Genomic DNA, 23921 nt, shown 5'->3' with positions numbered 1-23921 from the left:
ATGCACTCGCCCGCTGATTACTTGATTGCGCCGAACAGCCAGGGGCTGCGCTGCTGATAGGTGCTTTCAAAGGCCTTGATCGCATCGCTGTCCTGCAAGGTCAGGCCGATATCGTCCAGACCGTTGAGCAGGCAATGCTTGCGGAAGGCATCGACCTCAAAGCTGTACAGCACGCCGTCCGGGCGGGTCACGGTTTGCGCGGCCAGGTCGACGGTCAGTTGATAGCCAACCGTGGCTTCCGCCTGCTGGAACAGCGCATCAACCTCGTCTTCCTTGAGGATGATCGGCAGCAAGCCGTTCTTGAAGCTGTTGTTGAAGAAGATATCGGCAAAGCTCGGCGCGATGATGGTACGGAAGCCGTACTCCTCCAGCGCCCAAGGCGCGTGTTCGCGGCTCGAACCACAGCCGAAGTTCTCACGCGCCAGCAGCACGCTGGCGCCCTGGTAACGCGGGAAGTTGAGTACGAAATCCTGGTTGACCGGACGCTTGGAATTGTCCTGATTCGGCTGACCGACATCGTGGTAGCGCCATTCATCGAACAGGTTCGGGCCGAAGCCGGTGCGCTTGATCGACTTCAAGAACTGCTTGGGGATGATCTGGTCAGTGTCGACGTTGGCACGGTCAAGCGGTGCTACCAGGCCGGTGTGTTGAGTAAAGGCTTTCATCGTCAGCTCCTTAGGCCTGGATCAATTCGCGCACATCGATAAAGCGACCGGTCACCGCCGCTGCCGCCGCCATCGCCGGGCTGACCAGGTGGGTACGACCACCCGCGCCCTGACGGCCTTCGAAGTTGCGGTTGGAGGTCGAGGCGCAATGCTCGCCACTGCCGAGTTTGTCCGGGTTCATCGCCAGGCACATGGAGCAGCCCGGCTCGCGCCATTCAAAGCCAGCCTCGATAAAAATGTGGTGCAAGCCTTCTTGTTCCGCCTGCGCCTTGACCAGGCCCGAACCTGGCACCACCAGCGCCTGTTTGATGGTGCTGGCAACCTTACGGCCCTTGGCCACTTCAGCGGCAGCGCGCAGGTCTTCGATGCGCGAGTTGGTGCAGGAGCCAATAAATACGCGATCCAGTTGAATATCGGTAATCGGCTGATTGGCCGACAGGCCCATGTACTTCAGCGCGCGGATGATCGAGTCCTTCTTCACCGGGTCGCTTTCAGCGGCCGGGTCCGGCACGTTCTGGTCCACAGCCAGAACCATTTCAGGGGAAGTCCCCCAGCTGACTTGCGGTTTGATGTCTTCAGCCTTCAGTTCGACCACGGTATCGAACACTGCATCCGCATCGGAAACCAGGTCCTGCCACTGCACCACGGCCTTGTCCCAATCAGAGCCCTTAGGCGCAAACGGACGGCCTTCGACGTAGGCGATGGTTTTTTCATCCACAGCCACCAAGCCCACGCGAGCACCCGCTTCGATGGACATGTTGCAGATGGTCATGCGCCCTTCCAGCGACAAGTCGCGGATTGCGCTGCCGGCGAACTCCAGGGCATGACCGTTGCCGCCCGCAGTGCCGATCTTGCCGATCACGGCCAGCACGATGTCCTTGGCGGTGACGCCGAACGGCAGCTTGCCTTCGACACGCACCTGCATGTTCTTCATCTTCTTGGCCACCAGGCACTGAGTGGCAAGCACGTGCTCGACCTCAGAGGTGCCGATGCCGTGGGCCAAGGCACCGAAGGCGCCATGGGTGGAGGTGTGCGAGTCGCCGCAGACCACGGTCATGCCTGGCAGGGTGGCACCCTGCTCCGGGCCGACCACGTGAACGATGCCCTGGCGCACGTCGTTCATCTTGAACTCGAGGATGCCGAAGTCATCGCAGTTCTCGTCCAGGGTCTGTACCTGGATGCGCGACACTTCATCAGCGATGGCTTCAAGGCCACCCTGACGCTCAGCCTTGGTGGTCGGCACGTTATGGTCCGGGGTAGCGATGTTGGCATCGATACGCCACGGCTTACGGCTGGCCAGGCGCAAGCCCTCAAAGGCCTGCGGCGAGGTCACTTCGTGGAGGATGTGGCGGTCGATGTAGATCAGCGACGAACCATCGTCGCGACGCTTCACCTCGTGCATGTCCCAGAGCTTGTCGTACAGCGTTTTGCCGGCCATCAGCTTTCCCTCATCAGCGTCTTTCTATGCCTGGGCGAATAGCCCTTTGGCTTATGGGGCCATCCTATGGGCCCGAATTAAATTACTCAAATTCATATTTTTTATTTAAAGGATTCCAAATAGGAATGCGAGTACGGCATGCTGATCGCAATCCACCCCCACTCGCCGCCAGGAACTGCCGCATGGATCTCGCCACCCTGAATGCCTTTATTGCCATTGCCGAGCTGGGCAGCTTCTCGGAAGCGGCAGAGCGCCTGTTTCTGACCCAGCCGGCGGTGAGCAAACGCATCGCCAGCCTGGAGCAACAGCTCAATGTGCGCCTGTTCGACCGCCTGGGCCGCGAGGTGAGCCTGACTGAGGCCGGCCACGCCCTACTGCCACGGGCCTATCAGATTCTTAATGTGCTCGATGATACGCGCCGTGCACTGACCAACCTGAACGGCGAGATCAGCGGTCGCCTGACCCTGGCCACCAGTCACCATATCGGCCTGCACCGCCTGCCGGCGCTGCTGCGCGCCTTTACCCGCGCCTACCCGCAGGTGGCATTGGATATTCAGTTTCTCGACTCGGAAGTGGCCTATGAAGAAGTGCTGCATGGCCGCGCTGAACTGGCGGTGATTACCCTCGCCCCGGAAACCCGCGAGCCCGTGCATGCCGTGGCCGTGTGGGACGACCCACTGGATTTCGTCGCTGCTCCCGAGCACCCGCTGGCGCGCAATGGCGCGGTCAGCCTGGCGGATGTTGCCCATCATCCGGCAGTATTTCCCGGCGGCAACACCTTTACCCACCACATTGTGCGGCGCCTGTTCGAGGCGCAGGGACTGACGCCAAACATCGCCATGAGCACCAACTACCTGGAAACCATCAAGATGATGGTGTCCATCGGCCTGGCCTGGAGCGTACTGCCGCGCACCATGCTCGACGACCAGGTTGCGCGCCTGCCGTTGCCCGGCATCCAGCTGACGCGCCAGTTGGGCTATATCAGCCATACCGAACGCACCCTGTCGAATGCAGCGCGAGCCTTTATGAACCTGCTGGATGCACAGCGTGACGGTCTTGCACAGGCAAGCGGGTAAAGGCTAACGTGGGCCCATAACGATAAGAAAGGTTTCTGCATGACTCAGCCCAGTTGCTCAGCCAACGGCCACGAAACCCGTGCATGTAAAGGAAGAGTGGATCGTGGCCAAATCCAGTGATCGCCGTCCGCCACTGCCGTTTATTCCGGCACTGGATCCTGCCGAATTCGAAAGCACCTGGAACGATGCCCCGCGCCTGTTGCGTGCGCTCAATGGTGCCAAACTCGGCACCTGGTACTGGGACATTGAAAGCGGCCGGGTCAGTTGGTCACGCGGTGCCCAGGCACTTTTCGGCCTTGACCCCAAACAGCCGCTGCAAAAGCGCATCGACTATATCGAGCTGATCCCGGAAGAAGACCGTCCGGAGATCATTCGCCTGTTCGAGCAACTGCTTGCCGGCACCCCAAGTACCCGCGCCTTCCGCCACCGTATTCGCTGGCCAGATGGCAGCCTGCACTGGCTGGAAATCAGCGGCAGCCTGCAGCAGGACGCCGACGGCAAACATCGGGTCATCGGGGTCATCCGCGATATCAGCAACCAGCAGGCCCGTGAGCAGGCCCTGCGTAGCAGCGAAGAAAAATTCGCCCAGGCCTTCAACTACAGCCCCGACGCGGTGGTGATCACCGACAAGGCCAGCGGTCGCTTTATCGAAGTCAACGCCGGCTTCGAGCAGCAGTTTGGCTGGAGTAGTGACCAAACCATAGGCCGCACCTCCCTGGAAATAGGCATCTGGGCGTGCCTGGAGGATCGTCGACGGATGATGGATGCGATCAGCCATAACAGCCTCAACGGCCTGCAAGTATCGCTTTATCACCGCGACGGCAGCATCCGCAAGAACCTGCTCTTCGGCGGTGAAATACTGTTGCAAGGTGCACCCTGCCTGGTCCTATCGCTGCGTGACATCACCCAGCAATGCGAACAAGAACAGGCACTGCGCGACAGCCAGGAGCGCCTGAACCTGGCCCTCGACTCGGCTGACCTCGGCACCTGGGACTGGCATATACCCAGCAACATGCTCTTTGGCTCGCCCCGCGCAGCCAAACTCCACGGCTTAACGGAGCAGCCGTTCCACGACGATTTCCGTAAATTTTTCAGCTGTGTACCACTGTCGGACCGTCATGCCATGCGCGTGCATTATCAGCAGTTGGCGCAAGGCAGCGCTGATAATTACCAAGTGACTTACCAGGCGATTTATTCCAACCAGGAGGTTCATTACCTCGAAAGTACCGCCAAGCTTTACCGGGATGCTGACGGCAAACCATTGCGAATGGCGGGCATCCTTATCGATATCAGCGAGCGTGTCCGCCGCGAACAGAGCCTGATTACCTCAGAAGCCAAATTTTCCAGCCTGTTTCAGGCCAGCCCAGATCCAATTGCCCTGACGACTATGCCGGAAGGCGTTGCCCTGGAAATCAACTCAAGCTTTAGTCAGACCTTCGGCTGGCAACCCGACGAAGTAATAGGCCACAGAATGGTCGACCTGAATTTCTGGGCCGACCTCAGCACGCGGGCCGAGCTGTACAGCAAACTGGAGCGTGACCAGAGCTTGCACAATGAACTGGCGCACTACCTAGACAAACAGGGCCGCGCGATCACCTGTGTGATTTCCTCAAGGCCGGTGCTGTTAAATAAGCAAACCTGCCTGCTCACCACGTTCCGTGATATCAGCGAACGGCAGAAAGCCCAGGCAGAGCTGCAGGCCAGCCAGGAAAAATTCGCCCTAGCATTCCACTCCAGCCCAGACGCCATCACCATCACCGAACGCGACAGCGGCCGCTATATCGAGGTGAACGAGGGCTTCTACCGGCTAACCGGCTATAAATCAGAAGAAGTGATCGGTCTTAGCGCCAAAGACCTCAATGTCTGGGCCGATCTGGCAGAGCGCGACCTAATGCTGGAAATACTTAAGCGCGACGGCCACGTACACCACATGCAAATGCGCGGCAATCATCGCGACGGTCGAATTAAGCAGGTTGAGGTCTCCGTCGAACCTATCCAGCTCAACAAACCCCCTGCCTGTTGCTGACCGCCCGTGACATCAGTGATTTGAAAGAAGCCCAGGCTCAAGTGCAGCACCTGGCCTACCATGACTCGCTGACCAACCTACCCAACCGCGCCCTGCTGCTCGACCGCCTGACTCAGCAGATCGCCCTGCTCAAGCGCCACGAATTGCGCGGTGCGTTGATGTTTATCGACCTCGATCACTTCAAACACATCAATGACTCACTCGGCCATCCGGTCGGTGATGCCGTACTGAAGCTGGTCACCGCTCGCCTAGAGGCCAGCGTGCGCCAGGAAGACACCGTGGCACGGCTGGGTGGTGACGAATTTGTCGTGCTGATTTCCGGCCTGGAAGGTAAGCGCTCAGCGGTGCTCAACCAAGTCCGCAGCGTGGCGGAAAAACTGCGCCACCTGCTGGCCGAGCCAATGCAGCTCGACGGCCACCAGCTGCAGGTAACGCCAAGTATCGGCATCGCCCTGATTCCCGACCACGGCGACACCCCTCCGACCTGCTCAAACGCGCCGACATCGCCCTCTACCGCGCCAAGGACTCGGGGCGTAATACCATCCAACTGTTCCGCAACACCATGCAGAAAGCCGCCAGCGAACGCCTGCGCTTGGAAAACGACCTGCGCCTGGCCCTGGCTCGCGGCGAGTTCGAACTGCACTTCCAACCGCAGGTGGATGCCCGCACCAACCAGATCATCGGTGCCGAAGCCTTGCTGCGCTGGATGCACCCGACACTGGGCGCGCAATCACCGGCGTTGTTTATCCCGATTCTCGAAGAAAGTGGGTTAATCCTCGAAGTCGGCGGCTGGGTACTCGCCGAAGCCTGTCACGCCTGCGCACAACTGCTCAAGCAGGGCATGATCGACGCGGCGCAGTTCAGCCTGTGCGTGAATATCAGCCCAAGGCAGTTCCGCCAGGCTGATTTTGTTGAACGGGTAGACAGCTGCTTGGCCAGCAGCCACCTGCCACCCAACATGCTTAAACTGGAAATCACCGAAGGAATCGTCATCCAGAATATCGACGACACCATCGCCAAGATGAACCGCCTCAAGCGACTTGGCGTGACCTTCGCCATGGATGACTTCGGCACCGGCTACAGCTCGCTGACCTACCTCAAACGCCTGCCGGTGGATGTCCTGAAGATCGACCAATCCTTCGTGCGCGACGCCACCCTCGATGCTAACGACGCGGAAATCATCCGCGCTATCGTCGCCATGGCGCATAGCCTGGGGCTGGATATTATTGCCGAGGGGGTTGAGCAGCATGATCAGCTGGAATTCCTCCAGCAACAGGGCTGCCATCACTACCAGGGTTACCTGTTCAGCAAAGCGGTGCCACTGCAGTCGTTTCACCAATTACTTCACGACAATCGACTGCCCGCGCCCCGCTAATACAGCAAGGGCACCCGCAGGTGCCCTTGCTCGCGTGCAGCCTAATGGTCAGCTGTTAAGCACCGGACGGCTGGCGCCAATCGGGATGCGCTTGGCTTTAGCCTCTTCCGGCACGATGCGTACCAGGTCGATATTCAGCAGGCCATTAACCAGGCTCGCGCCCTTCACTTCGATATGGTCAGCCAGGCGGAAGGACAACTTGAACGCCCGCTGAGCAATGCCTTGATACAGGTAGGTGACGTTCTCGGCACTGTTATCACGTTTGCCACCGGTCACAGTCAGCACGTCACGCTCGACTTGCAGCTCCAGGTTTTCTTCCTCAAAGCCCGCCGCAGCGACCACAATGCGGTACTGGTCGTCGGCATATTTCTCAACGTTGTAGGGTGGATAGCTGCTACCCGCCTCATTGCGCATGGCGGACTCGAACAAGTCATTGAACCGGTCGAAGCCAACGGACTGACGCAGCAGTGGGGTCATGGAAAATGCAGTGCTCATCGTTAAATCTCCTGAACTTCAGCGAAGTCGTGAATGTGGAACCCGACTTCGGCATCCCACAGCACTGAAAATGTGGCTACTCAGAATGATTTCAAGCCGCTGTAAAATTTTCTTACAGGGAGGCAACACGATGACCAAGGTCATGCTCATTACCGGTGCCAGCCGCGGCATTGGTGCCGCTACCGCCAGGCTGGCAGCCGCCCAAGGCTATGCGTTGTGCCTGAACTATCAACGGCAACAGGCAGCGGCCGAGTCGCTGGTTAGCGAGATCATCCAGGCGGGCGGCCAAGCCATTGCGGTGCAGGCCAACGTAGCCGACGAAAACCAGGTCATGCAGTTGTTCAGCCACGTTGATCGGCACTTCGGCCGCCTCGACGTACTGGTCAACAACGCCGGCATACTGGAAGGCCAAATGCAGTTGCAACAGATGGACCTGGCGCGCTGGCAACGGGTCTTCGCCACCAATGTATTTGGCAGTTTTCTCTGCTGCCGCGAGGCGATCAAACGCATGTCGACCCGCCAGGGCGGCAATGGCGGTGCCATCGTCAACCTGTCATCGGTTGCCGCCCGGATCGGCGCGCCGGGTGAATACATCGACTATGCGGCCGCCAAAGGGGCAATCGACAGCATGACCCTGGGCCTGGCCAAAGAAGTGGCGGCTGAAGGCATTCGCGTCAACGCCGTGCGGCCGGGAGTAATTGCCACTGAGATTCACGCCAGCGGTGGTGAGCCGGAGCGGATCGCACGCGTCAGCCAGAGTGTGCCTATGGGGCGCGGCGGCCTGGCCAGTGAAGTGGCCGAGGCGATTCTTTGGCTGGCCAGCGAGCAGGCGTCCTACACTAACGGCGCACTACTGGATGTCAGCGGCGGGCGCTAATCCAAAAGTGACAATTTGTAGCCCGAAGGCAATCCGGGCTCCCCCCTCAGGCGCTCGCCTGCTGACGTTGCGCTTCAGCAAACTGGATACCGAGCAGGGCATCGATACGCAGGCAATCGTTTTCTCGGCGCAGCAGGTTGAACAGCTCAGTCGCCTCGGGGTAGCTGCGAGTGAGCATCGCCAGCCATTGCTTAAGCCGCCCAGGCGCATAGCGTGGTGAAATTTTGCGCCGCGCCTGCAGCCAGAAATCCGCCAGCAGCGGCTGCAATTCCGCCCAACTCATAGGTACAACGTCCTGCCCGGCCTTGGCGGCGGCAATCTGCCGGGCCAGGTCCGGGCGCGCCACCAGGCCACGACCGAGCATGATGTCCTCGACACCACTGACCTCACGGCAACGCCGCCAATCGTCCAGATTCCAGATATCACCATTGGCGAACACCGGCACCTTGACCGCTTCCTGCACCCGCGCGACCCACTCCCAGTGTGCCGGTGGCTTGTAGCCTTCGATCTTGGTCCGCGCGTGTACCACGATCTGCGCAGCACCGCCGTCAGCCAGGGCTTGCGCGCACTCCATGGCATCGTCCTTGTGGTCGAAGCCCAGGCGCATTTTCGCCGTCACCGCAATGGCCGCCGGCACTGCGCGCCGCACTTCACAGACGATGGCATGCAGCAGCTCGGGCTCTTTGAGCAGCACGGCACCACCACGGGACTTGTTCACCGTCTTGGCCGGGCAGCCGAAGTTGAGGTCGATGACCGGCGCACCCAAGGTGCAAGCATAAGCCGCGTTATCGGCCAAACAGCTGGGATCAGAGCCCAGGAACTGCACGCGCAGCGGCGTGCCAGCGGCCGTTTGCGCGCCACTGAACAACTCGGGCGCCAGCTTCTGGTAGGTGCTAGCCGGCAATACCCGCTCCGTCACCCGGATAAATTCGGTCACGCACCAGTCGATGCCGCCAACCCGGGTCAGCACATCGCGAAGGATTTCGTCGACCAACCCCTCCATCGGGGCCAGGGCGATTTGCATACGTTCAGCTCTCAAAGAAAATCGGGCGCCATGTTTGACGCGGCACAGCAACGACCCGAAGAGGCGGCCGCCATAAAAAACGCCGCGTAGTGTACGCGGCGCAACGAATCAGCAGCCAGGCTTTAGCCCAACGGCGCGTCAAAGCTCCATGGGGAACGCTGGCTGTAACGCCGCCCCGTAGCCTTCAACAAACTCCGCGGGCATGCGCTTGGGCTTGCCACTGGACAGCTCGATGCAGACAAAGGTGGTTTTCGCCCGCAACAGCGTCACACCATCTGCCGGGCGGATCAGCTGAAAACAGCGATCCATCTTCAAGCGCTGATCGGACTCGACAATCCAGGTAGCCATTTGCAGCTGCTGACCCTCATAGGCGCTAGCCAAATAATCGATTTCATGGCGCAGCACGGCCATGGCGCGATCCAAACGGCGGTACTCGGCCAAATCCAGCCCAAGAAACTGCGAATGCCGCCAGGCGCTGCGCTCCAGCCAACTGACATACACCGCATTGTTGGCATGCCCAAGGCCGTCGATATCGTCTGCCGCGACCTCGATATCAATCACAAACGGGTTACTCAAATCCCACATCATGCCGACTGCTCCAGGCTACCCGCCAACGCCCGAGCCTCAGCGGCCAACTGGGTGATTTGGTCCCAGGCACGGGCGCGCACCAGGTTACTGGGCGCAATCCAAGTACCGCCGACGCAAGCCACATTAGGCAAACGCAGAAAGCCCAATAAGTTATCCAGGGTAATCCCCCCGGTTGGACAAAACCGAATACCGGTGAACGGCCCCTTGAAGCTCTTGAGCATTTTGATGCTGGTGGCGCCGTCGGCCGGGAATAGCTTTAGCGAGCGATAACCGTACTCCAGCGCCAGCAGCACTTCGGAGGGGGTCATTACGCCGGGTAAATACGGCAAACCGGAGTCCTCAGCGGCGGCCGCTAGACGCTCCGTGCACCCCGGGCTGACGGCGAACTGCGCACCGGCTTCGCGGGCCTCATTAAACTGCTCGGCATGAATCACCGTGCCGGCGCCAATCAATAGATCCGGCAGCTCCTTGCGCATGGCAGCCAGCGCATCCAGCGCGCGCGGCGTGCGCAGCGTCACTTCCAGCACGCGAATACCACCGGCGTGCAGCGCACGGGCCAAGTCCACCGCCAAGCTGACGTCTTCGATCACCAACACCGGCAAAACCGGGCGGGCCTGTTGCAGCACCGCATCCATCGTCAGGTTCATGCTTTGCTCCCCGCTCTCAAACTCAATCTTCAAATAGGCTGCTGGCACCCTGCTCAGCTGAACCGACCAGGCGGCGCTGGGCGCCAAACATTTCCAGGCCAAAGCCCAACTCCATTTCGTCACTGCTTGCCGCCAAGGGCCGTGCAGCGAGTTGCTGCTCACTCAGCTCTACCTGGAGCAGGCCGTGCTGCGCATCCAGCACCAGCCAGTCGCCATCCTGCAACCGCGCCAGAGCGCCGCCCGCGGCGGCTTCCGGGGTCACGTGTAAGGCCGTGGAAACCTGCCCGGAAGCCCCGGACATTCGCCCGTCGGTGACCAGCGCGACACGTTGTCCAGCCTGCTGCATATTGGCCAGCAAGGGCATCAGTTTATGCAGCTCGGGCATGCCATTGGCTTGTGGGCCTTGGAAGCGCACCACCAGCACCAGGTCACCTTGCAGCTCACCCGCACTGTAAGCCGCCTGCACCGCCGCTTCCGAATCAAAAATGCGTGCCTGAGCGCGAATCTGCCAATAGGCCGGATCCACCGCCGAGGTTTTCAGGATGGCGCGCCCCAGGTTGCCCCTCAGCAGCACCAGCCCACCCTCCTCGGCAAACGGCTCAGCCGCTGTACGGACAATGTCGCGCGCCGGGCTCTGCGGCGGCAGCTCGCGCCAAGCCAGGTGCTCGCCGTCCAGCCACGCTTCGCGGGTATAAGCGCGCAAGCCATGCCCGGCGGCAGTCGCCACATCGTCATGCAGCAAGCCTGTGTCGAGTAACTCACGCAGCAACCAGGCAGGGCCGCCAGCGGCCTGGAACTGATTCACGTCCGCCGCGCCATTGGGATACACCCGCGCCAACAGCGGCACGACCTTGGACAGCGCGGCAAAGTCATCCCAGCTCAGCTCATAACCGGCCGCGCGAGCGATGGCCGGTAGGTGCAAGGTGTGATTGGTCGAGCCGCCGCTGGCGAGCAAAGCCACCACAGCATTGATCAGCGCCCGCGCATCAATCTGCTGGCCGACCGGCAGGTAGCGCTCGCCCTGGCGGCTGTTGTGCGCCACCAAGCGTGCAGCCTCATCGGTCAGAGCATCGCGCAATGGCGTGTAAGGGTGAACAAAGGCGCTGCCTGGCACATGCAGCCCCATGGCTTCCATCAGTAACTGGTTGGTATTGGCCGTGCCATAAAAAGTACAGGTCCCCGCCTGGTGGTAGGCCGCCAGCTCAGCAGTCAGAAGCTCATCACGGCTGGCTTCACCGCGGGCGAAGCGCTGGCGTACGGCGGCTTTTTCTTTATTTGGCAGGCCAGAATGCATAGGCCCAGCGGGGACGAACACAGCCGGCAGATGACCAAAATGCAGCGCGCCGATCAGCAGTCCGGGGACGATCTTGTCACACACCCCGAGGTACAACGCGCCGTCGAAGATGCCATGGGTCAGGCCTATGGCAGTAGCCTGGGCAATCAGGTCGCGAGAAAACAGCGACAGCTGCATGCCGCCCTCGCCCTGGGTGATGCCATCACACATGGCCGGTACACCAGCTGCAAATTGCGAAGTCGCACCAGCTCTGGCCAGCGCCACCTTTAGGCGCTCGGGATAATCTTTGAGCGGCGCATGGGCCGAGAGCAGGTCGTTGTAACTGGAAATGATCGCCACATGCGGCGAACCACCCTGCTTCATGATCAGCTTGGCGTCATAAGGTTGCGCAGCCAGGGCATGGGCCAAATTAGAGCAACCCAACGCCTGATGCGCACTGCGCCCCGCCGCCTGCGCCAGGCGCTGCAAATAGCGCTGGCGGCGTTTCGCCGAGCGCAGCTCCAAGGCGGCGGTAACCTGCTCAACAACCGGATGCAACATGACGGCTCCCTTTATCTGCGAGGTACAAGCCTGCAGTGTAACGGCTCAAGGTGCCCAGTAGATGTTTACCGGCATGGGGCTGCACTGCAGCCAGGCATATAGAGGCAGATCCTGAGCCGCAGGCTCACCCGCCAACACGGCGTCGATTAATTCGCGCTTACGCTCGCCAAACGCCAGCAAACCCAACCATTGCCCACGCTGCAGCATGGCCAGGTTCAGCGATAAGCGCTCACTGGGCGCTTGTGGCGCCTGCGCTGGCACCGCCGCCGGCTCAGCAGCCGGGTCGAGTGCCGCCGCCAGCCCCGGCATGCTGGGAAACAACGAAGCGATATGACCGTCCTCGCCCATACCCAGCAGCACCGCGCTAAACGGCTGCCACTGCTTCAACTGCTCGCCCCACGCTAACGCGGCCTGCGCCAGCGTGGCACCCTGGCGCGGGTCAAGGCAGTGGGCCTCAGGCAACCCCAGCTGCAACAACTTCCAATTGCTCTCGGCCGCCTGCGCCGGCACCCAGCGCTCATCACTGGGACTGAGGTCGATACGTCTTCCATCAAGCTGCTGCGCCAGCAACGGCAGCAACGCCTGCGGGCTGCTACCGCCGGGCAGCACCAACCCAGCACGCGACTGCGTCGCCAAGGTGGCCTGAACTTGTGTCGACAGATCGAAGGCCAGCGCTTGCAAACAAACATTGCGCTCGGCATAGCAATGCAACAAATTACAGCCCATAAGTAACCTCATCTAAGCTATCGACCTGTCATAAGCCCACGCAATAATGCACCTTTTGCAGTAGTAGCCAACGCTCTTGCCATGAGAAATCTGTTTTGAATGTGTTGCTGCGCGTCCTTTTAATGTTGCTGCTGCCGACATTGGCTCAGGCCACAAGCCTGCCTCTGACAGCCAGCAACTCGCCACTACTGCCCGGCCCCAGCATGCAAGTCTGGGTAGACCCTGAGGGCATGGCAGACATAAACAGCGTTCGCCAACTCCCAGCCTCTGCCTGGCAACCTGTGGCGCGCCGCGATGCCAGCTTCGGCTATAGCCAATACGCCTACTGGCTGCGCGTCAGCCTGCAAAACCCTAACAATGAGGCGATCAACTGGGTCCTCCTGATCGGCAATCCGCTGCTTGATCGGCTGGATGCTTACGGGCTAGACGGCGACCGCGTTTATAAAGCCGGTGATCAACGGCCCTTTCACCAGCGCTGGATCGATAACCGCCAACTGGTGTTGCCATTCAGCCTGGCGGCCGGGGAAGAGCGCGAGCTCATACTGCGCATGCAGACTGAAGGCGCGGCCAATCTCAGCGCTAGCCTAATGAGCGCTCAAGCCTTCAACCATCACGAACAACGCATGCTCATGCTGCAAGGGCTATTTTTTGGCGCCCTGCTGGTGATGCTGATCTATAACCTGTCGATCTTTAGCATCACCCGTGATCGCAACTACCTCTGGTACAGCCTGTTTGTCGCCAGCTTCAGCGTCTATCAGTTTATTCAGCTGGGGTTTGCCTTTCAGTGGCTGTGGCCGAATTCACTGGCCTGGCAGCAGCTGAGCTTTCCCCTCAGCTCGGCCCTGGCAACCCTGTTCGGCATTTATTTCACCTACGGTATTCTCGATCTCAAGAGCCAGCACCCAGCCTACACCTGGGTCAGTCGCACCCTGCAGGGCTGCAGCCTACTGGTAATGGCGCTGGCCCTGACCGCACCTTACCGAGTGGCACTGTTCGGTAGCTTTGCACTGCTGATCGTCTGCGCGATTGCCGGCTGCATCATCACCGCACTGCGCTGGCGCGCGGGTTATTCACAGGCCAAATTATTTGCCCTCGGCTGGTCAGCACTGGTTATAGCCAGCCTGTTTAGCGTGCTTAGCGGCACGGGGGTGATTGCCAACTCACTGCTAACCCTGCACGCCCAGCAGATCGGCAGCCTGCTGGAGCTGGTGATTTTCTCGATCGCCCTCGGCTCACGTATTCGCCAAGCCCAGAACGATTACCAACTGGCCCAGGTACGCCTGTTTGCCAAAGAGCATCAGCTGCGCATGGAGCAAGCCAAAAGCCTGAACTTGCAACGACAGATCAATGAAGGCCTCGAAGCCCGCGTACAGGAGCGCACGGCCTCGCTGGAGCAGGTCCTAAAAGAGCTCTCTACGGCCAACCAGCAGCTGGCAGAACTCAGCCGTCGCGACAATCTCACCGGGCTGTTCAATCGCCAGGTACTCAACGAAGAACTGGAACGCATGCTCGCGCAGGCCAAACGCAGCCGGCAGTCGATCGCCATCTTGATGATGGACTTGGATCACTTCAAACAGGTCAACGACCGTTACGGCCACCTGATTGGTGACGCCTGTCTACAGCACGCTGCCCAGCGTATGCAGCAGCGCATGCGCGGCAACGACCTGCTAGTTCGCTTCGGCGGCGAAGAGTTTGCAGTGGTGCTCGGTGATACAGATCTGTTCGGGGCGATGGATCTGGCTGAGCAGTTGCGCGAGGACTTGGATACTCATCCGTGCCAGCAACAAGGACTGAGTATTAGCCTTAGCCTGAGTATTGGCGTCTACGCGCTGATTCCGGATGCCACGTGCAGTCGCGAACACCTGCTGCAGCACGCCGACCAAGCGCTTTACCGGGCAAAAGCCGCCGGTCGCAACCAAGTAATCGGCCAGGAAAGCAATGCGCTGGATGGCGCCTGAAACTGAAAGCGCTCACGCTTCAGCGCCGCTAACGACAGGCCCACTGATAAAGCCACAAACACAATCGAGCGGCATAAGGAGTTAAGCCCGCGCGGCACACACTCAATCTCTCGCCGCGCAGATTTATCAGGCCCTAGAAAAACAAAAGGGCCATTCAGTTAAGAATGACCCTTCAAAGTCCCGCAGAGCGGGCAAAAATGGCGTCCCCTAGGGGACTCGAACCCCTGTTACCGCCGTGAAAGGGCGGTGTCCTAGGCCACTAGACGAAGGGGACGAAACCTTCGAAAAACAAGGCCAGCTTTAAGCTGGCCCGTGGCAGTGTAGTTACTGCTTTAAATTGGTGGAGATAAACGGGATCGAACCGTTGACCTCTTGCATGCCATGCAAGCGCTCTCCCAGCTGAGCTATACCCCAGATTTATCGCCTCTCGGCTCACAGCCCAAACCAGCACTGCTTTTTGAAACTGGCGTCCCCTAGGGGACTCGAACCCCTGTTACCGCCGTGAAAGGGCGGTGTCCTAGGCCACTAGACGAAGGGGACGTAACCCTTCTACAAACAACCAGCTACAAGAGCTGATTGTGGCAAGCCTTTCGGCTTTGAAGATGGTGGAGCTAAACGGGATCGAACCGTTGACCTCTTGCATGCCATGCAAGCGCTCTCCCAGCTGAGCTATAGCCCCATCTCAAGGACGGGGCGCATGTTAAGAGCGCACCCCGCCTCTGTCAACATTATTTTTACCAACAAGCCTATTTTTTATGCTGACAGAACAACCACTTACCCAATCCCGGCCGGCTTATGCAAAACCGACCGGCGGTACACAGCAATCAGGCGATGCTAGCCAGCAGCTTTTCCCACTCTTTGTTTTCTTTCTTCGACACACCACCGAGCAGCTCAATGGCCTGACGCAGACGGAAGCGGGTCAGATCCGGGCCTAGGATTTCCATGGCGTCGAGCACCGACACCGAGCTGGCCTGCCCTGTTATTGCAGCGAACATCAATGGCATGGCGTCACGCAACTTCAACTCCAGGTGTTCAACCACCGCCTGAATGCAGCCGGTAATCGTGTCCTTCTCCCACTGGCGCAGCGCTTCAAGCTTCCACAGGATCAACTGCATCACCTGACGCACCTGATCGGCCGAGAGCTTTTTGTGCGCGAACAGTGCGGCATCCGGCGCCACGCCACCGGCGAAGAAGAAACTGGCCAGCGGTGCAATCTGGCTGAAAGTTTCCACTCGGCCCTGCACGTGCGGCGCAATCTGCATCAGGTAATCGCTGTTGAAGGCCCACTTCTGCGCACCGGCGGCAAACTCTTCAACGCTCAGCTCGCGCATCCACTGACCATTGAGCCAGGACAACTTCTCCAGATCGAAGATTGGCCCACCCAAGGAAACCCGGTTGATATCGAAGTGCTCGACCATCTCGTCAAGGCTGAACTTCTCGCGCTCATCGGGCATCGACCAGCCCATGCGGCCGAGGTAGTTGAGCATCGCCTGCGGCAGGTAGCCCATGCGCTCGTAGAAGGTGATCGAGGTCGGGTTCTTGCGCTTGGACAGCTTGCTCTTGTCCGGATTACGCAGCAGCGGCATGTAGCATAGCTGCGGCTTGTCCCAACCGAAGTATTCGTACAGCAGAATCAGCTTGGGCGCCGATGGCAGCCACTCTTCACCACGCAGTACGTGGGTGATGCCCATCAGGTGGTCATCGACCACGTTGGCCAGGAAGTAGGTCGGCAGGCCATCGGTCTTCATCAGCACCTGCATGTCCATGCGGTCCCATGGGATCTCCACTTCACCACGCAGCATGTCCGGCACCACGCACACGCCGTTAGTCGGCACCTTCATGCGCACTACGTTCGGCTCATTGGCTGCCAGGCGCTGCTGCACCTCAGCGGCCGACAGACTCATGCAATGGCCGTCATAACGCGGCGTCTGCTTGGCTTCCATCTGCTCGGCGCGCACTTTATCCAGACGTTCGGCACTGCAGAAACAGTGGAAAGCATGGCCTTTTTCCACCAGCTCGGCGCTGTACTTCTGGTAGATGTGACCGCGCTCACTCTGCCGATACGGACCGTGCGGGCCGCCAACATCCGGGCCTTCACTCCACTCGATACCCAACCAGCGCAGGGCGTCGTAAATCTGCTGTTCCGACTCACGGGTCGAACGCACCTGGTCGGTGTCTTCGATGCGCAGGATAAATTCGCCACCGTGCTGACGGGCAAAGCACAGGTTGAACAGGGCGATATAGGCGGTGCCTACGTGCGGATCACCAGTGGGCGAAGGCGCGATACGGGTACGAACGGTGGTCATGGCAGCTCTCAGAGGAATGTGCAACGGGCAATCGTTTCAAGGGCGCGATATTAACAGGCTGGCCGCCGCCGGCTCCAGCAACCGGCCATCCGATAGCGGCAAACTGGCCATTAGGAAATCCAGAAAGGTTTTCACCTTCATGGCCTGGAAGCGCCGTGAAGGATAGACCGCATACAACTCACCGACAGGCAGGCAGGCTTCTGGCAACAGCTCAATCAAGCGACCTTCTGCCACCGCCAACGCGGTGATCATCACTGGTAGACCGGCAATCCCCGCACCCGCCAGCGCCGCTTCACGGGCAAAGGTGATGTTGTTGCACGCCAATGCGCGCTGACAGGCAATGCTTTCACCCAGCAGCGGCCAATAACGCGGCGAGTCATTGGGCAGCACAATCGCCCGATGCCCCAGCAACTCTCCCGTCGCCCGTGGCGTACCGTGCAAGGCCAGGTAGTCGGGACTGGCATGTAGACGGCGGCGGGTCTCAAAGAGTTTGCGCGCGATCAGCGTGGAGTCCTGCGGCTGACCGACCAGAATGGCGATATCCACGCCCTCCTCAACCGGATCAACATGCCGCGACGTCAGCTCCACTTCAGCATTGATCTGTGGATACAGGCGCATGAAATCGCCCAGCACGCGCCCAAGAAATAACTGGCCAAACTCAATCGGCGCGGTAATGCGCAGCAAGCCGGAAGGCTCCTGCTGCAGTTGCATCACCGCCTGCTCGGCTTCGGCAAAGTCGAGCATGATCTGCCGACACCGCTCGTAATAGGCCTGCCCCACCTCGGTCAGGCGTAATTTGCGCGTGGTGCGATTGATCAAACGCACCCCAAGGCGCTCTTCGAGCAAAGCGATACGCCGACTGACGGTCGACTTCTGCATACCCAGGCCCTGCGCTGCCAGGGTGAAACTGTGACACTCGACCACCCGCGTGAAGATCAGCGCATCATCCAACCCCATGATTGTTCCCTATAAGCAACAAAGTTTATGAAGTCTAACGACTACAGGCGTGAAAGGAACACTGGTAAATTTGCTTACACTTTTGCCCGAGCCTCGAGCGCCCGTTATGCCCGCCCAACTGAAACGCCGCCTGTTCATCTTCCTCACTGTTATTGGCTTAATGGCCGCCGCCCTTTTCGGCCACTGGCTGTTGATCGGCCGTCACCTCGAAAGTACCGACAACGCCTACGTTCAAGGGGAAATCACCCGCGTATCCAGCCAACTTGGCGCACGCATTGAGCAAGTGCTGGTGCAGGACAATCAGTACGTTGAAAAAGGCGAGTTGCTATTGGTACTGGAAAGCGCCGATTTTGAGCTGGCCAAGCAACGCGCTATCGCCACCCTGGCGACCCGCGAAGCCGAACTCAGCCAGGCGCGCAGCACGCTGGACCAACAAGCCAGCCTGATTGCCGCCAGCCAAGCCGATGTCTCGGCCAGCGAAGCCACACTGGGGCGCACGCAGATAGACCTTTCGCGCGCCCAAGCCCTGCGCAAGCCAGGCTTCGTCTCCGAAGAGCGCGTAACCACCCTGGCAGCCGACAGCCGTATCGCCCGCTCGCACGTCAGCAAAGCCCAGGCCGACCTGCAAGCCCAGCGCCAGCAGATCAACACCCTCAATGCCGAGATCAAGCGCCTGCAAGCACAAATCGCCAGCGCCCGCAGCGACCTGGCGCAAACCGAGCTAAACCTCACACGCACCCAGATCCACGCTCCGATCAGCGGCTTTATCGGCCAGCGCGCCGCACGTAACGGCCAAGTCGTCCAGGCCGGCGCTTACCTGCTGTCGCTGGTGCCGGATCAGGACATCTGGATTCAAGCCAACTTCAAGGAAACCCAGATCGGCCGCATGCACCCTGGACAGAGCGCCGAACTGACCTTCGACAGCTATCCCGATACGCCTATCGAAGCGCGGGTAGAGAGCCTGTTCGCGGCGTCCGGCGCACAGTTCAGCCTGTTACCCCCCGACAATGCCACCGGCAACTTCACCAAGGTGGTGCAGCGCATCCCGGTGAAACTGACGTTCGCCGCAGACAACCCGCTCAAGGGTTTGATCCGCCCGGGCATGTCGGTCGAAGTCACCATCGATATCAACGACAACGCTCGCCATGGCGGCTGATGCCCTGCTTCGCCCCACAGGCGAACCGAGCCGGCGTGATTGGATTGCGGTGATGAGCGCCATGCTCGGCGCATTCATGGCCGTGCTGGACATCCAGATCACCAATTCCTCCCTCAAAGACATCCAGGGCGCACTATCGGCCACCCTGGAGGAAGGCTCGTGGATTTCCACCTCCTATCTGGTCGCGGAGATCATCATGATCCCGCTCACCGCCTGGCTGGTGCAGCTGCTCTCGGCGCGGCGCTTGGCGGTGTGGGTGTCCGTCGGCTTTCTGTTCTCCTCTCTCCTTTGCTCGCTGGCCTGGAGCCTGGAGAGCATGATCGTATTCCGCGCCATGCAGGGCTTTACCGGCGGCGCGCTGATCCCCCTGGCGTTTACCCTGACGCTGATCAAACTGCCCGAGCATCACCGCGCCAAGGGCATGGCGCTGTTTGCCCTGACCGCAACGTTCGCGCCGTCAATCGGCCCCACACTCGGCGGCTGGCTGACCGAAAACTTCGGCTGGGAATACATCTTCTACATCAACGTGCCGCCGGGCCTGCTGATGATTGCCGGGCTGATGTATGGCCTGGAAAAGAAAGCCCGCACTGGGAAATGCTCAAGAAGACCGACTATGCCGGCATCCTCACCCTGGGCCTCGGGCTTGGCTGCCTGCAGGTGTTTCTCGAAGAGGGACATCGCAAGGATTGGCTAGAGTCCAGCCTGATCAGCGGCCTAGGCAGCGTGGCGGCGATCAGCCTGGTGCTGTTTTTCATTCTGCAAACATCCAGACCCAACCCACTGATCAACCTCGGCGTGCTGCGCGAGCGCAACTTTGGCCTGTCGAGTATTTCCAGTGTCGGCCTCGGCATGGGCTTGTATGGATCGATCTACGTATTGCCGTTGTACCTGGCGCAGATTCAGGGCTACAACGCCCTGCAGATTGGCGAAGTGATCATGTGGATGGGCGTGCCGCAGCTGTTCCTGATCCCCTTTGTGCCACTGATGATGAAAAAGATCTCGCCGAAATGGCTCTGCGCCATTGGCTTTGGCCTGTTCGGCGGCGCCAGTTTCCTCTCCGGCGTTCTCAATCCGGACTTTGCCGGCGAGCAGTTCAACCACATCCAGATCATCCGCGCACTCGGCCAGCCCTTGGTGATGGTGACCATCTCGCTGATCGCCACCGCCTATGTGATGCCGCAGGATGCTGGCTCGGCTTCCAGCCTGTTCAACATCCTGCGCAACCTCGGCGGCGCCATCGGTATCGCCCTCCTCGCCACCCTGCTCGACAGCCGCGCCAAGGTGTATTTCGACTACCTGCGCGAGTCGCTAGTACCGAGCAATCCGCAAGTCGCCGAGCGCCTGGCCCTGTTAACCGAGAAGCTCGGCAGTGAGCAGGCCGCCCTGGCCAAGCTCAGCGAAATCACCCATCAGCAGGCGGCGATCATGGCCTACAATGACGCCTTCCATTGCATTGGCATCGCCCTCGGCATCAGCATGCTCGCCGTGCTGCTGACCCGTAAGCTGCCTGCCGGCGCCACAGGTGGTGCCGCTCACTAATCCATACCCTGCGCCGGTTCTCGGCGCAGCGTTGTTTCAGGTTACCCATGTCTGAGTCCGCTGCACGCGCCCGCACACTGTTGCTGATAGGCGCTTTTGCCATTATTTACCTGGGCTGGGGCACCACCTACCTGGCCAACCACTTCCTGCTGCTGGAACTGCCACCGTTCGTCATCGGCAGCCTGCGCTTCTCCCTGGCCGGGCTATTGGCCCTGGCGTGGGTAATTCTCAGCGGCCAGCTGCGTATTCAGCGCAGCGATTGGGGCGGCATACTGCTGGGGGGCTTAAGCCTAATTACAGTCGGCCAGGGCGCCTTGATCTACGCCAACCAGTATTTGCCGACCGGCATGCTCGCCATGCTCTACACCACCCTGCCGTTGTGGAGCGTGGCGCTGGAATGGCTGCTCGGGGAGCGCCCACCGCTGTGGGTGATGTGCGGCCTGGCGCTGGCCTGCAGTGGCATCGTGCTGCTGATGAATAACGGCCTGGGCCAGAGCGCCTCAGCTGAACAGTGGTTCGCCGGCCTGTTGGTGGTCGGTGCCACACTGCTGTGGGCCTGCGGCGCCTGGCTATTGCGCCAGCGCCCGCCATTTCGCTCCAGCTGGCTGGGGCTGAGCCTGCAAATGCTGATCGGCTCACTGCTGCTGGGCTTGTTCGGCCTTTGGCATGGCGACTGGCAAAGCCTCGACCTGCATAGCCTGAGTGCTAACGCCTGGCTCTGGCTGGCATACCTGGTACTGCCAGTGAGCCTGGGTGTGTACCCAGCCTATTTCTGGTTACTGCGCGAAGTGCGCCCCAGCCTGGTATCGACCTTTGCCTTTGTGAATCCAGTCGTCGCCCTGCTGCTGGGTTACCTGCTGCTGGACGAACATCTTAGCGTCGTAGCCATGCTCGCCTGCGGCATTACCCTGGGCGGCGTGGTGCTGATTATTTTCGGCCGCCGCTAGTTAGCGCTGATTTGTGGGAGGGGGCTTTAGCCGCGAACAAAGCAGGCGCCTTGTCGCGGCTAAAGCCCCCTCCACAGTCAAGCAATCAGACTTGTAGCAGGCGATCGCGCAGCTTCTGGATCTCATCACGCAGCTGCGCGGCGGCTTCAAATTCGAGGTCGCGCGCCAGGGCATACATTTTCTCTTCGAGCTGGCGAATGCGTTTCGTGATCTCGCTAGGTGAACGCAGCTCGTTCTCGTAACGCGCACTTTCTTCCGCCGCCTGCGCCATGCCTTTGCGCTTCTTGCTGCGCGCACCGGGCACAACAGCGCCTTCAAGAATGTCCTTAACGTCCTTGAACACACCCTTGGGGGTGATGCCATTGGCTTCGTTGAAGGCAATCTGCTTGTCGCGCCGCCGATCGGTCTCGCTAATCGCCCGCTCCATCGACCCGGTCATGCGGTCGGCATACAAAATCGCCCGACCGTTGAGGTTACGCGCGGCGCGGCCAATGGTCTGGATCAACGAGCGCTCAGAGCGCAGGAAGCCCTCTTTATCGGCATCGAGAATCGCAACCAGCGAGACTTCCGGCATATCCAGGCCTTCGCGCAGCAGGTTGATCCCCACCAACACATCGAAGGCACCGATGCGCAGGTCACGGATAATCTCCACCCGCTCCACGGTATCGATATCCGAGTGCAGGTAGCGAACCTTAACGCCGTGGTCGGCCAGGTAATCAGTCAAATCCTCGGCCATGCGTTTGGTCAGGGTGGTGACCAGAACACGCTCCTCAATCGCCACGCGCTTGTGGATCTCCGAAAGCAGGTCATCGACCTGGGTCAGCGCCGGACGCACCTCGATCTGCGGGTCGACCAGCCCGGTCGGCCGCACTACTTGCTCAATCACTCGCCCGGCGTGCTCGGCCTCGTAGTTACCCGGCGTGGCCGAAACGAAGATGGTCTGCGGGCTGGCCGCTTCCCACTCTTCAAACTTCATTGGCCGGTTGTCCAGCGCTGAGGGCAGACGGAAGCCGTACTCGACCAGGGTTTCCTTGCGCGAACGGTCGCCCTTGTACATGGCGCCGACCTGCGGCACCGAGACGTGGGACTCGTCGATCACCAGCAGCGCTTCGTCCGGCAGGTAGTCGTACAAGGTCGGCGGTGGCTGACCGGAGTCGCGCCCGGAGAGGTAGCGCGAGTAGTTTTCGATGCCGTTGCAGTAACCCAGCTCGACGATCATCTCCAGATCAAAACGGGTGCGCTGCTCCAGGCGCTGCGCCTCCACCAGCTTGTTGTTACTGCGCAGGTACTCCAAACGCTCAACCAGCTCGACCTTGATCTTCTCCACCGCCTCCAGCAACACGTCACGCGGGGTGACGTAGTGGCTTTTCGGGTAGAAGGTAAAGCGCGGCAGCTTGCGGATGACTTCGCCGGTCAGCGGGTCGAACGATGAAATGCTCTCCACCTCATCGTCAAACAGCTCGATGCGCACGGCTTCCAGATCGGATTCCGCCGGGAAGATATCGATCACATCGCCGCGCACGCGGAAAGTCGAACGGGCGAAATCCATGTCGTTGCGGGTGTATTGCAGATCGGCCAAACGGCGCAGCAAGGCGCGCTGGTCCATTTTGTCGCCGCGGTCGACGTGCAGCACCATTTTCAAATACGACTCAGGGCTGCCCAGACCGTAGATACACGACACGGTAGTGACGATGATGGCGTCTGGTCGCTCCAGCAACGCCTTGGTCGCCGACAAGCGCATCTGCTCGATATGGTCGTTGATCGAGGCGTCCTTCTCGATAAAGGTATCGGAGGACGGCACATAGGCTTCCGGCTGGTAGTAGTCGTAGTAGGAAACGAAATACTCAACCGCATTGTTCGGGAAGAAGCTCTTGAACTCGCCATACAGCTGCGCGGCCAGGGTCTTGTTCGGTGCCAGCACCAGGGTCGGGCGCTGAATCTGCGCGATCACATTGGCGATGGAAAAGGTCTTGCCCGAGCCGGTTACGCCGAGCAGCGTCTGATGCGAAAGCCCCGCCTCCAGGCCCTCAACCATCTGCCGAATCGCCTCCGGCTGATCGCCGGCCGGCTGAAAACGGGTGACCAATTGAAACTCGGACATGACTGACCTCGGCAAGTGACTGTGACGCGATCTGAAAGCCTACGTCATAACACTGAAATGCATGCGCGCGCTGTCGCGACACGCGTTATGGGCCGGTATACTACCGGGCCACTTACGCAACCCCTAGTGCCAGTCGTAGCGGGGTGTTGCTTAATACTTACCTTCCTCTTCGAGTTGCCGCATCCC

At 60.1% G+C, this 23921-nt stretch carries 16 protein-coding genes, 3 tRNA genes and 2 pseudogenes; 7 read left to right on the top strand and 14 right to left on the bottom strand.

The features are described 5' to 3' along the window. Window positions 1-17: 17 nt before the first annotated feature. On the bottom strand, window positions 18-665 hold the full coding sequence (leuD, locus tag ACEPAJ_RS07815; protein ID WP_425914396.1) for a 3-isopropylmalate dehydratase small subunit: 648 nt from the start codon (window positions 663-665) through the stop codon (window positions 18-20). A 10-nt stretch (window positions 666-675) separates the two neighbouring features. Beyond that, window positions 676-2103 (bottom strand): 3-isopropylmalate dehydratase large subunit, encoded by a 1428-nt coding sequence (gene leuC, locus ACEPAJ_RS07810; protein ID WP_425914395.1) that lies wholly within the window; start codon window positions 2101-2103, stop codon window positions 676-678. A gap of 182 nt (window positions 2104-2285) precedes the next feature. Here leuC and ACEPAJ_RS07805 point away from each other — a divergent pair, with 182 nt between their 5' ends. Then, on the top strand, window positions 2286-3179 hold the full coding sequence (locus ACEPAJ_RS07805; protein WP_425914394.1) for a LysR family transcriptional regulator: 894 nt from the start codon (window positions 2286-2288) through the stop codon (window positions 3177-3179). Window positions 3180-3282: 103 nt separating this feature from the next. Beyond that, window positions 3283-6580 (top strand): annotated as a pseudogene (locus tag ACEPAJ_RS07800) (sensor domain-containing protein). A gap of 48 nt (window positions 6581-6628) precedes the next feature. On the opposite strand, the gene ACEPAJ_RS07795 reads toward ACEPAJ_RS07800, so the two are convergent. Then, window positions 6629-7075 (bottom strand): Hsp20 family protein, encoded by a 447-nt coding sequence (locus ACEPAJ_RS07795; protein ID WP_425914393.1) that lies wholly within the window; start codon window positions 7073-7075, stop codon window positions 6629-6631. A 130-nt stretch (window positions 7076-7205) separates the two neighbouring features. Between ACEPAJ_RS07795 and ACEPAJ_RS07790 the strand changes: the two genes are divergently transcribed. Next, window positions 7206-7952 carry an SDR family oxidoreductase gene (locus ACEPAJ_RS07790; protein WP_425914392.1) on the top strand — a complete coding sequence of 249 codons (747 nt, stop codon included), beginning with the start codon at window positions 7206-7208 and terminating at the stop codon, window positions 7950-7952. Between the two features lie 46 nt (window positions 7953-7998). Here the strand turns inward: ACEPAJ_RS07790 and ACEPAJ_RS07785 are convergent, their stop codons facing one another. The 5 genes from ACEPAJ_RS07785 to ACEPAJ_RS07765 all read right to left on the bottom strand — a co-directional run bounded on the left by ACEPAJ_RS07785 (window position 7999) and on the right by ACEPAJ_RS07765 (window position 12771). Next, on the bottom strand, window positions 7999-8976 hold the full coding sequence (locus ACEPAJ_RS07785) for a tRNA dihydrouridine synthase (RefSeq protein ID WP_425914391.1): 978 nt from the start codon (window positions 8974-8976) through the stop codon (window positions 7999-8001). 138 nt (window positions 8977-9114) lie between these two features. Continuing rightward, entirely contained in the window at window positions 9115-9564 is a 450-nt protein-coding gene (locus tag ACEPAJ_RS07780; protein ID WP_274087897.1) for an acyl-CoA thioesterase, read from the bottom strand. Beyond that, the gene (locus ACEPAJ_RS07775) at window positions 9561-10211 is read right to left on the bottom strand and encodes a bifunctional 4-hydroxy-2-oxoglutarate aldolase/2-dehydro-3-deoxy-phosphogluconate aldolase (RefSeq protein WP_322947746.1); all 651 of its coding nucleotides are present in this window, start codon (window positions 10209-10211) and stop codon (window positions 9561-9563) included. The genes ACEPAJ_RS07780 and ACEPAJ_RS07775 overlap by 4 nt, the downstream gene beginning before the upstream one ends. A 22-nt stretch (window positions 10212-10233) precedes the next feature. After that, window positions 10234-12042 (bottom strand): phosphogluconate dehydratase, encoded by a 1809-nt coding sequence (gene edd, locus ACEPAJ_RS07770; RefSeq protein ID WP_425917968.1) that lies wholly within the window; start codon window positions 12040-12042, stop codon window positions 10234-10236. Between the two features lie 48 nt (window positions 12043-12090). Beyond that, the gene (locus ACEPAJ_RS07765; RefSeq protein ID WP_425914390.1) at window positions 12091-12771 is read right to left on the bottom strand and encodes a 6-phosphogluconolactonase; all 681 of its coding nucleotides are present in this window, start codon (window positions 12769-12771) and stop codon (window positions 12091-12093) included. Between the two features lie 203 nt (window positions 12772-12974). Between ACEPAJ_RS07765 and ACEPAJ_RS07760 the strand changes: the two genes are divergently transcribed. Next, entirely contained in the window at window positions 12975-14729 is a 1755-nt protein-coding gene (locus tag ACEPAJ_RS07760) for a sensor domain-containing diguanylate cyclase (RefSeq protein WP_425914389.1), read from the top strand. Window positions 14730-14927: 198 nt separating this feature from the next. Here ACEPAJ_RS07760 and ACEPAJ_RS07755 read toward each other — a convergent pair. From ACEPAJ_RS07755 to ACEPAJ_RS07735, 5 genes are all read right to left on the bottom strand, one after another. Then, window positions 14928-15003, bottom strand: a tRNA-Glu gene (locus ACEPAJ_RS07755). 190 nt (window positions 15004-15193) lie between these two features. Beyond that, window positions 15194-15269 (bottom strand) — tRNA-Glu (locus tag ACEPAJ_RS07750). Between the two features lie 63 nt (window positions 15270-15332). Further along, window positions 15333-15408: transfer RNA gene (locus ACEPAJ_RS07745), tRNA-Ala, on the bottom strand. A 145-nt stretch (window positions 15409-15553) separates the two neighbouring features. Then, window positions 15554-17035: a glutamate--tRNA ligase gene (gene gltX / locus ACEPAJ_RS07740; RefSeq protein ID WP_425914388.1), complete on the bottom strand. Its 1482-nt coding sequence runs from the start codon at window positions 17033-17035 to the stop codon at window positions 15554-15556. 36 nt (window positions 17036-17071) lie between these two features. After that, entirely contained in the window at window positions 17072-17992 is a 921-nt protein-coding gene (locus tag ACEPAJ_RS07735; RefSeq protein WP_322947754.1) for a LysR family transcriptional regulator, read from the bottom strand. A 106-nt stretch (window positions 17993-18098) separates the two neighbouring features. Here ACEPAJ_RS07735 and ACEPAJ_RS07730 point away from each other — a divergent pair, with 106 nt between their 5' ends. The 3 genes and pseudogenes from ACEPAJ_RS07730 (at window position 18099) to ACEPAJ_RS07720 (ending at window position 21634) form a co-directional block, all read left to right on the top strand. After that, the gene (locus ACEPAJ_RS07730) at window positions 18099-19148 is read left to right on the top strand and encodes an HlyD family secretion protein (protein ID WP_425914387.1); all 1050 of its coding nucleotides are present in this window, start codon (window positions 18099-18101) and stop codon (window positions 19146-19148) included. Between the two features lie 49 nt (window positions 19149-19197). Continuing rightward, a pseudogene (locus tag ACEPAJ_RS07725) lies at window positions 19198-20687 on the top strand (MDR family MFS transporter). A gap of 47 nt (window positions 20688-20734) precedes the next feature. Continuing rightward, window positions 20735-21634, top strand: a complete 900-nt coding sequence (locus tag ACEPAJ_RS07720) for an EamA family transporter (protein ID WP_425914386.1) — start codon at window positions 20735-20737, stop codon at window positions 21632-21634. A gap of 85 nt (window positions 21635-21719) precedes the next feature. Here the strand turns inward: ACEPAJ_RS07720 and uvrB are convergent, their stop codons facing one another. Continuing rightward, window positions 21720-23735, bottom strand: a complete 2016-nt coding sequence (gene uvrB, locus ACEPAJ_RS07715; protein WP_425914385.1) for an excinuclease ABC subunit UvrB — start codon at window positions 23733-23735, stop codon at window positions 21720-21722. Between the last annotated feature and the right edge of the window lie 186 nt (window positions 23736-23921).

The organism is Pseudomonas sp. GWSMS-1, from assembly GCF_049847425.1.
Classification (GTDB): Bacteria; Pseudomonadota; Gammaproteobacteria; order Pseudomonadales; family Pseudomonadaceae; genus Aquipseudomonas.
The sequence above is the reverse complement of the archived record's forward strand: the minus strand, read 5'-3'. Positions and strand labels throughout refer to the sequence as shown.

What these genes read in the sequence shown, in the direction of transcription:
- ACEPAJ_RS07785 (WP_425914391.1), bottom strand. Translation starts at nt 8,976, where the DNA reads ATGCAAATCGCCCTGGCCCCGATGGAGGGGTTGGTCGACGAAATCCTT.
- ACEPAJ_RS07795 (WP_425914393.1), bottom strand. Translation starts at nt 7,075, where the DNA reads ATGAGCACTGCATTTTCCATGACCCCACTGCTGCGTCAGTCCGTTGGC.
- ACEPAJ_RS07780 (WP_274087897.1), bottom strand. Translation starts at nt 9,564, where the DNA reads ATGATGTGGGATTTGAGTAACCCGTTTGTGATTGATATCGAGGTCGCG.
- ACEPAJ_RS07735 (WP_322947754.1), bottom strand. Translation starts at nt 17,992, where the DNA reads ATGGGGTTGGATGATGCGCTGATCTTCACGCGGGTGGTCGAGTGTCAC.
- leuD (WP_425914396.1), bottom strand. Translation starts at nt 665, where the DNA reads ATGAAAGCCTTTACTCAACACACCGGCCTGGTAGCACCGCTTGACCGT.
- ACEPAJ_RS07805 (WP_425914394.1), top strand. Translation starts at nt 2,286, where the DNA reads ATGGATCTCGCCACCCTGAATGCCTTTATTGCCATTGCCGAGCTGGGC.
- ACEPAJ_RS07775 (WP_322947746.1), bottom strand. Translation starts at nt 10,211, where the DNA reads ATGAACCTGACGATGGATGCGGTGCTGCAACAGGCCCGCCCGGTTTTG.
- leuC (WP_425914395.1), bottom strand. Translation starts at nt 2,103, where the DNA reads ATGGCCGGCAAAACGCTGTACGACAAGCTCTGGGACATGCACGAGGTG.
- ACEPAJ_RS07760 (WP_425914389.1), top strand. Translation starts at nt 12,975, where the DNA reads ATGCAAGTCTGGGTAGACCCTGAGGGCATGGCAGACATAAACAGCGTT.
- uvrB (WP_425914385.1), bottom strand. Translation starts at nt 23,735, where the DNA reads ATGTCCGAGTTTCAATTGGTCACCCGTTTTCAGCCGGCCGGCGATCAG.
- ACEPAJ_RS07720 (WP_425914386.1), top strand. Translation starts at nt 20,735, where the DNA reads ATGTCTGAGTCCGCTGCACGCGCCCGCACACTGTTGCTGATAGGCGCT.
- ACEPAJ_RS07790 (WP_425914392.1), top strand. Translation starts at nt 7,206, where the DNA reads ATGACCAAGGTCATGCTCATTACCGGTGCCAGCCGCGGCATTGGTGCC.
- ACEPAJ_RS07765 (WP_425914390.1), bottom strand. Translation starts at nt 12,771, where the DNA reads ATGGGCTGTAATTTGTTGCATTGCTATGCCGAGCGCAATGTTTGTTTG.
- ACEPAJ_RS07730 (WP_425914387.1), top strand. Translation starts at nt 18,099, where the DNA reads ATGCCCGCCCAACTGAAACGCCGCCTGTTCATCTTCCTCACTGTTATT.
- gltX (WP_425914388.1), bottom strand. Translation starts at nt 17,035, where the DNA reads ATGACCACCGTTCGTACCCGTATCGCGCCTTCGCCCACTGGTGATCCG.